Here is a 13,310-nt window from a genome sequence, read left to right as displayed (position 1 = left end):
TCTTGATGGGGCCTTTTTGTTTTCTGTGCCCCTGTGAAGATGACCCTTGCCCGCCCCGTGCGGGCTTTTTTATGCCGGCCAGCCGGTGAGTTCATTCCCGAGTGAACTGACCCGCTGGGCAGCGATAACACCCGACACCTGAACGAGGACCACCATGACGACGAACATCGACAACCTGAACGGCACCGAAACCCTGGAAGAACTGGAGGCACTGCTGGCCGCAAGCGAAGCGGAATCAGCAGACGACGCCACCAACACCGGCTCTGGAACGGACGAATCCCCCGCGCCGTCGGCGGCAGAGCAGGATGATGGCCAGAGCGACCAGACCGCTACCGAACAGGACGATGGCCAGGGCCAGCAAGCCAGGGGCATTGCCAGCAAGAACGGTCAGCACATCATTCCCTATGAAGTGCTGGAAGCCGAGCGGGCAGAAGCCAGACGTCTGCGCGAAGAGGTGGAGCAGATGCGTGCCGCCTCTGCCGAGCGTGACAAGCTGCAGGCCTTGCTGGAGAAAAACGGCATCGCCGCCGAATCGGACGAACTGACCATGGAGCAGATCGAGCAACTGGCCGAGGACTACCCGGACGTGGGTAAGGCTCTGGTGGGTATTGCTCGCAAGCTGCAGACCATGGAGCAGGCCGCCGCCCCCGCCGCCAACCCGGTATTGGATGCACTGGACGCAGTGCCCGATCTCAAGGCGTGGCAGGACGGCGACCCGGACCGGTTTACCTTCGCCATTACCGTGGATGATCAGCTGAAGAGTGATCCCGCGTTCGCAGACAAACCCCTGGCCGAGCGTTTCGCCGAAGCCGCACGACGCACCAGAGCCGCCTTCGGTGATGCCGTTGCGCCCGCCAGGGCCGAAACCAAAGCCGACGCCAAGGCCGAACCCCAGGCCAAGGACGTGGACCTGATACCGCGCAGCCCCTCGCAAGTGGGGCAAACGGTACAGTCGCCCACCTCGCAGGCCGAGCGCTATCAGGCCATGAGTCAGGAGCAGCTGATGGCGGAAATGTCATCCATGACCCCCGCCCAGATTGAAGCGCTGCTGTCAGAGCAGGGCTTGTAAGGCTCAGTTATCCCGCCCGGCCTTGCGCCGGGTTTTACTTTCCCAGGAGAACCTATCATGACGCAAGTCACTTCGGCGCAAGCCAATAAACTGCTGCAGGTGGCGCTGTTCACCGAAGCCCAGCGCAGTGAATCCCTGATCAACATTCTGACCGACGAGGCGCCCAAAAACGCCAAGGTCAACGGCGGCAAGCAGACCTCGCACACCGCCCCTGTGGTGCGGGTGACCGATCTGAACAAGACCGCCGGTGATGAAGTGGATATGCAGATCTTCCACCAGCTGAACGGCCGCCCCACCATGGGCGATAAGAAGCTGGCCGGGCGCCTGGAATCCCTGTCGTCTGCCGACTTCGGGCTCAAGATCAACCAGGCGCGACACGGTGTCGATGCCGGCGGAAAGATGAGCCAGAAGCGCACCAAGCACGACCTGCGCCAGGTTGCCCGCACCCTGCTGGCCGATGGCTACTACGGTCGCCTGCTGGATCAGATCGGCATGGCCCAGCTGGCCGGCGCCCGAGGTGATCACTTCGCCTCCGACATTATTCTGCCGCTTGCCAATGATGACGAGTTTTCGGACATCATGGTCAACCCGCTGCAGGCGCCTACCTACGGCCGCCACTTCTTCGGCGGTGACGCCACCACCTTTGAAACCCTGGACGCCGCCGACAAGTTCAGCCTGGATGCGGTGGACAACCTGGCTTTGGCGCTGGATGAAATGGTCAACCCGCTGCAGCCGATCCGCATGCAGGCCGACCCCTCCGGTGGTGAGCCGTTGTTCCTGCTGATGATTACCCCGCGCCAGTGGAACGACTTCTACACCAGCACCGCCGGTAAAGACTGGCAGACTCTGACCGCCTCCGCCATGGAGCGCAGCCGCGGGTTCAGTCACAGCATCTTCCGGGGCCAGTGTGCTATGTGGCGCAACATCCTGATTAAGCCCTACAAGGGCATGCCGATCCGCTTCAATCAGGGCAGCACCGTGCAGGCATGTACCGCCAACAGCGCCACCGGCGTCGAGTCTGCCGTGACGGCCGGTACCACCATCGACCGCGCCGTACTGCTGGGTGGTCAGGCGCTGGCCAACGCCTTCGGTTCCGGCAAAGATGGCGGCGCCTTCAACATGCACGAAGAAATGTCCGATCACGAGAACGGCACCGAGCTGTCCATCGGCTGGATCAACGGCCTGAAGAAGATTCGCTTCAAGCAGCGTGATGGCCTGGTACAGGACCACGGCGCCATGGCGCTCGATACCGCCGTTTCCCTGTAACCGTCACCCGCAATAAAGGCCGGCTTCGGCCGGTTTTACCTGTTTCATATCGATAGGAGCCTGACATGGCCAACACCACCCTGACCCGCACCGGCCGCCGCTGGTATGTGGGTCCGCAAGGCAACCTGAGCGTTTCCCCCGCCCACATCGCTACTCTGTCCGCCGTCCCTGCCGCCGACGTGATCACCTTTGGCGACAACGCCGAGAAGAACATTCGCATTTCTGCCGTGCAGTTGATCACCGGCGCCCTGGGTGCCTCCACCACCCTGACCGTCAAAGTGGGCGGTGTGACCCTGGTGAGTGCCAAGGCCACCGCGTCCGCAGTCAGCGAGATCATCCCGGTGGATGACGTGCTGACCGGCGAGGGCGAGGCCATCACCCTGACCGTGGGCGGCGGTACTGCCTCCGGCGACGTCAAGGTCAAGTTCTGGTACGAGGTCGTGGGCAACCTGTAAGCCTGCGTTACACGTTCGGCGCCTGCGGGCGCCTTTTTATTGGATGACTCCCATGAGTGACGTAATTCCCCTGGTATACATCGGCGATAAGCCGGTAAAGAAAGACACCATCACCGGCAGCCGCCTGATTTTCCCCCGCATGAAGCCGGTGCCGGTGCCGACCGATATCGCCTATCAACTGCTGGACTTCCCCACCGTCTGGCGACAGGCCGCCGATCTGGACGACGTGAAAGCAGAAGCCGAAGCTGCCGCTAAAGCTGCCGCAGAAGCCGCCGCCAGGGCCGAAGAAGAAGCTGCGGCCATGGCCGAAGCGCAGAATTTCCGCGTTGGTGATTACGACCTGGGCAACCTGACCAGCGCCAAGCTCAAGACCATTGTCGAAGCAGAAGGCCTGGAACTGACTCTGGAGCCCGGCGAGCTGGTTGGCGACTTCCGTGTGCGCGTGCGTGACGCCCTGAAAGACAAGACTGAGGACTGATGATGAACATGGTGGGGGTAGACAGTTTTCTGCCGGATTTGCGCCGGGTGATTACCGGGCCGCTGGATATCGGTATGGAAGAGGCGCTGTTTGATGCCTGTGTGCAGTTTTGCCGCCAGTCGGAGCTGATCACCCTGTCTCGCGTGGTCACGGACTGGACCCAGGGCCAGGTGCTGGAGGTCAGCGACCACTACGATCTGCAGGCCTGCCAGCTGTTGCACATTACCGACCACCGTGACGGCGGCGGCCGCTATCAGGCCGGCACCGATTATCACGCCCTGACCCCCAACAGCGTGATGGCATTGGTTGATATCGCCGCCGCCACCCTCTGGTACGCCGCCGAGCCGCGCAAGGACAACGGCCTGGTGCCGGAGCTGCTGGACAGCCATTACCGCGATGTGGTGGCCGCCGGCGCCGCCGCCACCCTGTATCTGCAACCGGATCGCCCCTGGACCGACCCGCGCCGCGGTGGCGAGTACCAGGCGCGCTTCGTCGAGGGCATTCGCCAAGCCGGTCGCTTTCGCAAGAACCACGCCGCCCCCGAACAGGTGGAATATGCCAACCCCGTTCGCCGCCGCAACTTCTTCTAAGGAAACCCCATGGCTACCGTTACCGTTGACTCTATTCTGGGTCGCGCCAATACCCTGCTGAATGACAGGGCCTGGGTGCGCTGGCCCAAGCAGGAATTGCTGGACTACTACAACGACGCCGCCAAGGCCATCGTACTGATGCGCCCAGACGCCCATACCAAGAATGTCACCTTCAGTTGCATTGCCGGCACCCGGCAAACCCTGCCGGCCGACGCCCTGCGGCTGATTGAGGTGGTGCGCAACGACGCCGGCAGCGTGATCCGCTATGTGCCGCGCAAGGCGCTGGATGACAGCTACCCCGATTGGCATGCGGCAGTGAATGCCAGCAAGGTGTCTGCCTACACCTACGACGAGCGCGACCCCAAGACGTTCTATTTGTACCCGGGCCCTGCAGCGGCGCATGGGGTGGACGTTATCTATTCGGTGGCCCCGCAAAGCAAGACCCTGGCCGAGGTGGAAGACGCCAGCCCGGCGGTGGCCGATCTGGATGACATCTATATCAACCCGCTGATCGACTTCATTTTGTATCGCGCCTTCAGCAAAGACAGCGAGTATTCCGCCAACAGCAACCGCGCCGCCAGCCATTACAACGCCTTTCTGCAGCAGCTGGGCGATAAGGTAAACACCGACGCCGGCATGGCCCAGGCCAAAGATGCGGGCTTCAGCCGCGTAACGGGACAGTGATATGGAGCAGCAGGAGTTTGTTGATATCACCCTGACGGAGGGTGAGGACTACGGCGTATCGCTGACCTTTGAGGATGATAACGGTCAGCTCGAACCATTGGATCAATACGGCCTGTTTGAGGCGCAGATCCGCCGTGATTTTGATGTTCGGTCATCTGTGCAGGCCTCTTTTGTGGTTGATGTGAGTAATGCCGTCAACGGTGAGCTCAGGCTAACCCTGGCACACGGTGAAATGACCGATCTGCTGCCGTTGGTGTCACCTGCAAACCCTCGCGGGCGACCCGGGTTCTGGGACTTGTTCGGCGTTAATGCCGCCGGATCCAGGGAATATCTGGTGGGCGGGCGCGTGCGCTTTATTCACACCATCACCCGGAGCGCGACATGACCGTGATCACCGTAAAAGAAAACCATCGTCCGGCCAGAGTCGTAAAAGTGAGCGGCACGGCAGCGGCTGCATCCGTCGCTGACCTAGTGGCGGCGCGCAATGCTACCGAGCAGCATCGCCTGGCAGCAGAGCAGGCGGAGAGTGGCGCAAATAGTGCGGTGCTAACCGCAACCACGCAGGCTGGCATTTCTACTGCTAAAGCGAACGAAGCCAGCGATGCGGCCACCCTCGCTGGGCAGCACAAAGACACCGCCCAGACTGCAAAAGCGACTGCCACCGAGCAAGCTAACACGGCCACCACCAAGGCCGCCGAGGCAAGCGCGAGTGCGGCCGCAGCACTGAGTAACAAGAACGCCAGTGAAACCGCTGCCTCCACGGCGACTCAACAGGCGGGAGTAGCTGCTACTAAGGCTAATGAAGCCTCAAGCAGCGCTACTATTGCCGGGCAGCACAAGAATGCTGCCGAGGCTGCTGCCAGCACGGCGACCACCAAGGCAGGTGATGCCAGTAGCAGTGCCAGCACCGCCAGTCAGAGCCAAAGCGCTGCCGCCAGCAATGAGGCGATGGCCAAAGAGTGGGCCGATAAAACCGTCGATTCCGCTATCACCGGCAACGCCGGCAAATACTCGGCAAAGCATCACGCCACCAAAGCAGCTGCGTCGGCATCTGCCGCCAGCAGTTCGGCCAGCACCGCAAACACCAAAGCGGATGAAGCCAGCAGTAGCGCCATAACTGCTGGCCAGCACAAGGCGAACGCTGAGACAGCGGCTGGCACTGCCACCACTCAGGCGGGTATCGCAACCACCAAGGCCGGGGAAGCTGCCGGTAGCGCCGACGCCGCCGATCAGGCTAAGACCGACACCATTAATGCTATCTCCCTTGCGCATCTGCCCGAACCTGACGTTTTCATCCCGTTCAAGGACTCTCTGGAAATCGTGCGCGGGTATGGCACTCACGACACCATCGACGTTTCGGCCGCCCAGGATGGCTCCCAGCTGGTGCAGTTACCCAGTCGCTCGGTGGATTTCAGCCGGGCGTCGGGGGCAACTGGAATCAACAAGTCGGGGGAGCTGGTGAGTGTCGGAATCGACGAGCCGGTAATTACCGCCGATGGCCTATTTGTGGCGCCGTCTTTTACCAACCTGTCGCTTTGGAGTGATGACTGGACCGTTGGTGCTTATAAAAATGGTTGGGGCTGCGGCTCAGGATTCTTTGCAAATAGTGTTATCGGCGATCACCCCGAATCGGTCGACGGAATGGTCTGCCATATGGGGCCTAATGTCGGTGTGGCGGCATTCAATAGCAGCATGAATCAACAGATATTGGCATCATTGGGAGCAGCCGCCACCTATACCATTCAAGCGGATCTTAAAGCGGCTGGAGCCACTACCACCGTGCGATTTTTGCCGGTGCCATCAGATGCCGGAAGCTCAGGATCAGCTGGTGGGCTGTTGTACTTGACGGGGAATGGAGGGGTTTATAATACCAATTTTTCGGCAGGGAATAGTTTTGGTGAACAGTTGCACTTTTCTTCAGTGCCCATTGGTAACGGCTGGTACAGGGTAACGCTTCAGTTTACCACTACCCGCAATATTGCCGATTTCCGCATCCGATTCTTTCCTTATATAAATTCGACGGAAGTGACCGGCGATGGTGAGTCAGGGCTGTACGGGAAATTCCTGCAGGTTCGGCGTGATGCCATTGTGAGCGCGCCTAGGGTGAGGACCGAAGGGGCGATGGTAACCCGTTCACCCGACATTGCCACTATCCCCACCAGAAACAACCTGCCTGCGCCCGGGAAGCCGTTCACCATTGTTCTGGACACTGACAATAGCGAGTTGGGTAGGGTAGCCACTAAATATTTCATGGTGACGGGGTTGGTTAATAGTGCTGAGGGGATTATTAGGATTAGTGCTAACCCCAGTGGAGATGGCTGGCAGGCGGGGAACATCTACGATGGACTGTCCCTCAATAGGGCGCATCTTGCAGTGACGGGAGTTCCGGCAGGAAAAGTCAGGTGCGTATTAAAATGTGACGGGAATGATGTGTCTATTTATTTCAATGGCGTCTTTTACGGTAAATCAAGTGCCACGCTACCTATTAAGTACGGATTAAATGATGGCATGAATTTAGGTGGGTATGTAAGCGCTGGATATGAAATCAATAGCTGCATAAAACTATTCAGTATCTATCACACTGATCTGACCGATGAGCAAATTTCCGCCCTGGGAGGCCCGCAATGAATTACCTGACCGTTTACCTGCACGCCGCTACTCAGCCGGAACTGAACCAAGCCCTGGCCCAGGTGCTGCCGCTGGATGATGAGGGTGCCGTTATCACCGGTAGCCACGATCATCATCTGGCCTGGCTGCCCGAACTGCGGCGGCCTACCGGCGTGATGCTCACCGATGAAGAGGGGCTGGAGTACCCCGAGACCGAGCCGGTGCCCGGCGCCCACGCCAACCTGCGCACCCGCCATCAGTCGGTGGTGGAGGCGCTCATCGCCGCCGGTGTAGTGATCACCCCGGCCACGCCGCTGGTGGTGTTCGCATGAATCATTCCATCATCACCCTGGCCGCCGTACTGGCGGCCTCTTTATTTGGCTGGCAGTGGCAGGCCGCGCTGGCCATGGCCGCGTTTTGGGCTGGGCGGGAGCACGCCCAGGCAGAGTACCGCTGGCTTACTGCCAACAAGGCCAACCGCAGCCGCATGCCTTGGCAGGCCGGTTTTCTGCCTGAGTCGTGGAACCGGGATGGATTGGTCAACGATTTGCTGCTGCCGGGGGCCATCGGCGGCGCTATCGCTTGGGCGCTTGCCCTGTGGTCAGCTTAGCGTTACGCTAACCCCATCATCGCCGGACTGCATTTGCAGCCCGGCGTTTTCATTTCCGGCCCGCCGTCATTTAACGTGACGCGGGCTTTTTTGTGTGTGGAACCCATGCCTGTTATCGACATTACCTTGATGCGTGGCGAGGTGCCGCGCATTGCCGACCACCTGCTGCCGGACGACGTGGCGGTAGTGGCCAAGAACTGCCATTTCAATCATGGCATTATCAGCCCGTTCATGAGTGATGCGGCAGCCGGTATCTCGCTGCCAGCGGCACCAAAGACGCTGTATCGATACCGTGCAGATCATTGGCTACAGTGGCCGATTGCTGTTGATGTGGTACCCAGCCCGATTGCTCAGGATCCGCATGGTCGGGTGTACTACACCGACGGCAATTACCCCAAGGTCACCACCGAAGCGATTGCGTTGGGATCGGGCGCCAAGCCGACCGCCTGGTATCGGCTGGGATTACCGGCGCCGCCGGCTGTGATCGTCAGCTCGGTAGCACCACCCTCTGGTGGCAGCGATGACACCATTACCGATGACGAAACTCGCTACTATGTGCAGACCTGGCTCACCGCATTTGGTGAGGAAGGCCCACCAAGTCCGGCCTCGCTGCCGGTGGAAATGCCTATTCCCGGCAGTGCGGTTGCCTTGAATCTGACTGCTCCAGCTCAGAACGACCGCAACATTACCCACCGCCGACTGTACCGCTCGGTTTCAGGTGCGGGCACCGCCGATTATCTGCTGGTGGCGGAGCTGCCCATTGCCACCGCCAGTTACACCGATGGCCTGGGTAGCGACGATCTGGGGCCGGTGCTGGAAACCTACGACTACCTGCCACCGCCGGATAACATGCGTGGCCTGTGCCTGATGGCCAATGGCATCGCCGCCGGCTTTGCCGGTAACGAGGTATTGTTCTCCGGCGCCTATCTGCCCTATGCCTGGCCGCAAGCCAACCGGCAAACCACTCAGCACGATGTGGTGGCCATCGCCGCCAGTGGCACTAGCCTGGTGGTGGCCACAAAGGGCTATCCCTACCTGTTTAGCGGCGTGACCCCATCTGCTATTAACGGCGTCAAGCTGGATCTGGAGCAGGCCTGCGTGTCTGCCCGCTCCATGATAGTGGTGGCCGGGCAGGTGATCTACGCCAGCCCGGACGGCCTGGTGTCGGTGGGCGGCAATGGTGGCCTGGTGATTACCGAAGGCATGATTACCCGCGATCAGTGGCAGCAATACCAACCGGAAACGCTGCGTGCCTGGGCCCATGAAGGCAAATACATCGGGCTTACCGACAGCCATGGCTTTGTGTTCGATCCGGTGAGTGGTGACTTTCGTCACTTCGATAACCGCTGGGATGCCGCCTGGCACGATTTGGAGCGGGATAGTCTGTACATTGCCAAGGGCGCCACACTCTACCGTTGGCGGGATGGCAACACATCCATTACCACAACCTGGCGCAGCAAGGAGTTCGTGGCGCCGGTGGCCAGCGCCTTCAATACCCTGCGGGTGGTGACCAGCGACGCCAGCAAGGTAGGCATCAAACTGCTGGTGGATGGCATCGAGGTTATGAGTCTGGCCATGGGCCAGATGCCGGCGGGGGCGTTTCGCCTGCCCGCTGTGCGCGGAACCAAGTGGCAGCTTGAGGTGGCGGCGCAAGCCGAAGTGGAGCGCATCATATTGGCCACCAGCATGGCGGAGGCATCATGAGCAGGAGCAAACCGGGATTTCGAGCCGGACGCGATCAGGGCGCAATAACCGAAAACCTTGAATTGCTCACCGGTCAGCGGGGCAACGGCCTGGACAAGGCGGTGACCGTTCGCCAGCTGGCCGAGCTGGGCCTGGCACGACTTAGAAAAATGGGCAGCAATATCTATGTGCCCTCGTTCGATGCCGGTCTGATTACCGGCGGCAATGGTGACGCCCCGCAAATTCCGACTAAGCCGCTGAACATGGCTGCCAATGGCGCCTTTCACAATGTCCTGCTGAGCTGGGATAAGCCCAACTACCGGGGCCATAGCTATACCGAGATTTGGCGAGCTCCCACCGACAACCTGGCTGAAGCCGAGCTGGTGGGTACCACTAACGCTAACCTGTATGCCGACGCCGTGGGTGCCGCGCTGAAGGCCTGGTACTGGGTGCGCTTCGTCAACATCAACAACCAGCGCGGGCCTTACACTGGGCCGGGTGGCGTTTATGCCGAAACCAGCCGGGCCATTGACGACATACTCGAAGAAATGGCGGGTGAGCTAAGTGAAAGCTACCTCACCAAACACCTTCAAGATCGCATCAGCCTGGTTGATGGCCCGACATCCTTGCCGGGATCCGTCGCTAGCCGACTTGCAGCAGAAACCCAGGCAAGGGTGGATGCGATATTGGGGGAGGCCAGCGCCAGAGCTTCTGCCGTGACCACGGAAAAAGATGAGAGAACCAGCGCCGATGGCGCACTGGGCCAGCGCATTGACACGGTAGTAGCCAAGGCCGGAGAGAATGCGGCCCTAATCCAGCAAGAGACCACTGCCAGAACCAGCGCCGATGGTGCGCTGGGCCAGCGCATTGACACGGTAGTAGCCAAGGCCGGAGAGAATGCGGCGGCCATCCAAACGACTAACCAGGCCATTGCCGACATTAACGCCGATGGCTCTGCAGCCTACCAGGCGCTGTGGTCCATAAAAGCCCTGGCTGCCGACATAACGGCCGGCATCGGACTGCTGGCAAGGAGTGATGGCACCAGTGAATTTGCCGTGGCCGCCGGCCGCATGGCGGTGTTTGATCCCGCCAGCCCCACCACCAAAGACAACCTGTTCGTGGTGGAGGGCGGCAAGGTTTACATGAATACTGCGTTTATCAAGCAGGCGTTTATCGAGCAGCTGGCGGCGGCGCAGATAACTGCAGATAGGGTTAACGCCTTGGTGGCCAACATTGTTTCTGCGCAGATCGTCGATGCTGCCATTACGCGGGCAAAACTGGCGCAGGCCGTTATTGGTTCGGCGCAAATAGATGCCCTGGCCGTGGGTTCGGCCCATATACAGGACCTGTCGGTAGACACCTTAAAAATCGCCGGTAGCGCCGTGAGCGTCCCTATTGGTGTTTACACTCAAGACAACATTACGTTGAGCAATGGTGGCAGCTGGTCCACGGTGCAAAGCTTGGTCATTCCCGACATGGGGTACCCGGTGAACGTGCTCATTGGGTTTAGTTGCCGGGTTAGTAAAAGTGACTCTGTTGGCACGGGCGCCGGCATTGTCGATTATCAGCTGCTGCGTGATGGCTCGAGCCTTCTGCAAGCGGAAAACCTTAACGCATATATTGATGATGGCATGCAGATGCTGAGCGCCGCCCGCATGAGCAGCGCCAACGGCGCGACAAGTATTACCTTGAGGGTGCGCCGGGTAGACAATTATGCCTCGGTGGCCGTGGGCTACCGCACGCTTTACGTTATTGTACTTAAACGATAGAGAGGGGATATGTTCGCGCTATACCTTCCCACCACTGGGCAAATCACCCGCATGGTGGATGCACCTTTATCTTTTGTCTCTGCTCAGCTGCAAGAGGGTGAGCTGGCCGCGTGGGTCGGTGATGGGGTTCAGGATCAAACGCACTGGATTGATGACGAAGCGATGGTGCAACCGAAAGGTGATTATAAGTTGGAAGCCCTTCCTCTGCCTTGCGCGATCTCTATTGAGGACGTGACCTACCCCTGCACTGAGCAGCCTGAATTCGAGTTTGATGCCCCCGGTACCTACCTGATCCAGGTGGACGCCGGCCCCCAGTACCTGCGCAAGGAGTTCACCATTGAAAATCCGGCATAACTCGCCTGAGCGCCGGGCCCGGGCCAATCAGGGCCGCGACCGGGCTTTTGCTGCGGGCATGGAATGGGGTGGCCACCATTGGCAAATTGATGCCAGCAGCCGTGCAGCCATCGCCAGCCGGGCTCTGCGACTGATGCTTGACCCCGGCATCACTACTGTAGAGTGGCGCAACCAGGGCAATACCGAGGTGCGGCTTAGTCGGGAACAGTTCCAGCAGCTGGCCCTTGCCGTAGATGCCCACTGCGAGCAAATACAGCGCCATTGTTGGAGCCAAAAAGATGCCACCCCTTGAACGACTCAAGGCCGATCACCCCGGCCTGATGCTCGAGATACAAGACGCCTGCCTTAACCAGCAGGCGTTTTTGTTTGTGCGGCCTGATGCTGGCTGGGTACTCAAGCCACTGGTGGAAAACGGCGTGGTGGGCGTGTTGGTTTGGGCGGCCTGGAGTGAGCGCCGGGACGGGTTAAGTCGGTATCAGCCGGAGATCGAGCAGCTGACCCGCCAGATCGGGGGGCGCTGGCTGCGCTTTCATACCCGGCGCCGCGGCTTCTTGCGCATGGCGCCCCGGTTGGGCTGGCGGCGCGTGGCCGACTCGGCCGATGGCTCAATAACATTTCAACTGACTCTTTAATTCGACAAGCGAGGTACTCATGGGTGGTGGTGGCGGCGGCTCCAACGAAGTTCGCGAAACAGCACAGCAACAGGCGGCGGCAGAAGTCGCCGCAAAACAATGGAACATGTACCAGCAGGAGCTTAAGCCATTCGAAAACCTGTTTATGGACAAGGTGTCCGATCTCAATAAAGGCCAGGAATATGATCAGCTGGCCGGCGAGGCGGGGCTGGGCTATGCGTCCAGCTTTGGCAAGGCTCGAAGTCAGGCAGGTGATGAATTGGCGGCAGCCGGCGTCGATCCTACCAGCGGCAAATACCAGTCCATCATGGATGAGTTGACCGGCGATCAAATGGTCGGCCAGGCGGACACGGTCGCCCGAGCCCAGACCAGCCAGCAGGACAAGTATGTGGCGGGCCTGAAGGACATTGCCGCTATCGGCCAGGGGCAAAAGGCGGAGGCGATGCAGGGCTATCAGAATATTTCCGCCATGGCGCACAACAAGGCCAGCGCTGAGGCACAGATGGCGCACCAGAAAAAGCTTTCCAGTCGGGCCGCCACTGCGGGTCTGGTTGGATCGCTGGCCGGGGCCGCCACTTCTTATGGTTTGGGGCAAGCCAAAGCGCCTGCGATGTCGCCCGGCAGTACCGGCGAACAGCTTAGCAGTGCATCCCTTAGTCAGAATCAGCTCTATAACCCGCAAGCAGCCACTCATGTAGGAGGTCGATAATGGCAACCGTAGGTATCGCCGGCGGCGGTCGTGCCGCAGAAACCAACTTTGCCCGCATCACTCGGGCACAGTACGCCGACTGGGAGCAGCGCTTTCTGCCCAGGCAGCGAGAGTTGATGGCCCTGGCCACTAACGAGACCCTTGCCAAGCAGCAACTGGAGCGCACCGATGGCCTGGTGGGTAACAGCTTGCGTCAGGCGCAACAGGGGCAAGATAACCAACTGGCCCGCATGGGAGTGACCCGGCAGCAGGATAGCAATGATAACAGCACTGGCCTGCGTCAGGCATTGATGACCGCCGGCACCAAGAACGCCACCCGCAGCCACGAGAAAGACCGACAGATGGGCATTCTGACCGGTGCCGATGCCGGTACCCGGGAAAAACTACAGGAAGGGGGATTATAA

General features: G+C 60.1%; 17 protein-coding genes. All 17 read left to right on the top strand.

Annotated elements, in window-relative coordinates; all coding sequences use genetic code 11:
• Positions 1-154 precede the first annotated feature (154 nt).
• The 17 genes from HNR62_RS05160 (at position 155) to HNR62_RS05080 (ending at position 13,310) form a co-directional block, all read left to right on the top strand.
• Positions 155-1,069, top strand: a complete 915-nt coding sequence (locus tag HNR62_RS05160) for a hypothetical protein (protein ID WP_204795017.1) — start codon at positions 155-157, stop codon at positions 1,067-1,069.
• Positions 1,070-1,126: 57 nt separating this feature from the next.
• Entirely contained in the window at positions 1,127-2,335 is a 1,209-nt protein-coding gene (locus tag HNR62_RS05155; protein ID WP_204795016.1) for a phage capsid family protein, read from the top strand.
• A gap of 65 nt (positions 2,336-2,400) precedes the next feature.
• A complete protein-coding gene (locus HNR62_RS05150) occupies positions 2,401-2,790 on the top strand; it encodes a hypothetical protein (protein ID WP_204795015.1) in 390 nt (129 codons plus the stop codon).
• Between the two features lie 52 nt (positions 2,791-2,842).
• A complete protein-coding gene (locus HNR62_RS05145; RefSeq protein ID WP_204795014.1) occupies positions 2,843-3,268 on the top strand; it encodes a hypothetical protein in 426 nt (141 codons plus the stop codon).
• The gene (locus HNR62_RS05140; RefSeq protein ID WP_204795013.1) at positions 3,268-3,858 is read left to right on the top strand and encodes a hypothetical protein; all 591 of its coding nucleotides are present in this window, start codon (positions 3,268-3,270) and stop codon (positions 3,856-3,858) included. Before HNR62_RS05145 ends, HNR62_RS05140 begins: the two co-directional genes overlap by 1 nt.
• A 9-nt stretch (positions 3,859-3,867) precedes the next feature.
• Positions 3,868-4,542: a phage adaptor protein gene (locus HNR62_RS05135; protein ID WP_204795012.1), complete on the top strand. Its 675-nt coding sequence runs from the start codon at positions 3,868-3,870 to the stop codon at positions 4,540-4,542.
• A gap of 1 nt (position 4,543) precedes the next feature.
• Positions 4,544-4,927 carry a hypothetical protein gene (locus HNR62_RS05130; protein ID WP_204795011.1) on the top strand — a complete coding sequence of 128 codons (384 nt, stop codon included), beginning with the start codon at positions 4,544-4,546 and terminating at the stop codon, positions 4,925-4,927.
• On the top strand, positions 4,924-7,170 hold the full coding sequence (locus HNR62_RS05125; protein WP_204795010.1) for a phage head spike fiber domain-containing protein: 2,247 nt from the start codon (positions 4,924-4,926) through the stop codon (positions 7,168-7,170). The genes HNR62_RS05130 and HNR62_RS05125 overlap by 4 nt, the downstream gene beginning before the upstream one ends.
• Positions 7,167-7,481, top strand: coding sequence for a hypothetical protein (locus HNR62_RS05120; protein WP_204795009.1), 315 nt, complete (start codon positions 7,167-7,169; stop codon positions 7,479-7,481). The genes HNR62_RS05125 and HNR62_RS05120 overlap by 4 nt, the downstream gene beginning before the upstream one ends.
• Positions 7,478-7,759, top strand: a complete 282-nt coding sequence (locus HNR62_RS05115; protein ID WP_204795008.1) for a hypothetical protein — start codon at positions 7,478-7,480, stop codon at positions 7,757-7,759. Before HNR62_RS05120 ends, HNR62_RS05115 begins: the two co-directional genes overlap by 4 nt.
• Before the next feature lie 105 nt (positions 7,760-7,864).
• The gene (locus HNR62_RS05110) at positions 7,865-9,463 is read left to right on the top strand and encodes a hypothetical protein (protein ID WP_204795007.1); all 1,599 of its coding nucleotides are present in this window, start codon (positions 7,865-7,867) and stop codon (positions 9,461-9,463) included.
• Entirely contained in the window at positions 9,460-11,211 is a 1,752-nt protein-coding gene (locus HNR62_RS05105) for a phage tail tip fiber protein (RefSeq protein ID WP_204795006.1), read from the top strand. The genes HNR62_RS05110 and HNR62_RS05105 overlap by 4 nt, the downstream gene beginning before the upstream one ends.
• A gap of 9 nt (positions 11,212-11,220) precedes the next feature.
• Positions 11,221-11,565 carry a hypothetical protein gene (locus HNR62_RS05100; RefSeq protein ID WP_204795005.1) on the top strand — a complete coding sequence of 115 codons (345 nt, stop codon included), beginning with the start codon at positions 11,221-11,223 and terminating at the stop codon, positions 11,563-11,565.
• On the top strand, positions 11,549-11,857 hold the full coding sequence (locus HNR62_RS05095) for a DUF4376 domain-containing protein (RefSeq protein WP_204795004.1): 309 nt from the start codon (positions 11,549-11,551) through the stop codon (positions 11,855-11,857). The genes HNR62_RS05100 and HNR62_RS05095 overlap by 17 nt, the downstream gene beginning before the upstream one ends.
• Complete coding sequence (locus HNR62_RS05090; protein ID WP_204795003.1) at positions 11,844-12,197, top strand: hypothetical protein; 354 nt, start codon at positions 11,844-11,846, stop codon at positions 12,195-12,197. Before HNR62_RS05095 ends, HNR62_RS05090 begins: the two co-directional genes overlap by 14 nt.
• Positions 12,198-12,216: 19 nt before the next feature.
• Positions 12,217-12,906 carry a hypothetical protein gene (locus HNR62_RS05085; RefSeq protein WP_204795002.1) on the top strand — a complete coding sequence of 230 codons (690 nt, stop codon included), beginning with the start codon at positions 12,217-12,219 and terminating at the stop codon, positions 12,904-12,906.
• Complete coding sequence (locus HNR62_RS05080) at positions 12,906-13,310, top strand: hypothetical protein (RefSeq protein WP_204795001.1); 405 nt, start codon at positions 12,906-12,908, stop codon at positions 13,308-13,310. The genes HNR62_RS05085 and HNR62_RS05080 overlap by 1 nt, the downstream gene beginning before the upstream one ends.

It is taken from the genome of Oceanisphaera litoralis (assembly GCF_016907015.1).
Taxonomy (GTDB): domain Bacteria; phylum Pseudomonadota; class Gammaproteobacteria; order Enterobacterales; family Aeromonadaceae; genus Oceanimonas; species Oceanimonas litoralis.
Note: the sequence above shows the minus strand (reverse complement) of the source record. Positions and strands in the feature narration are given on the sequence as shown.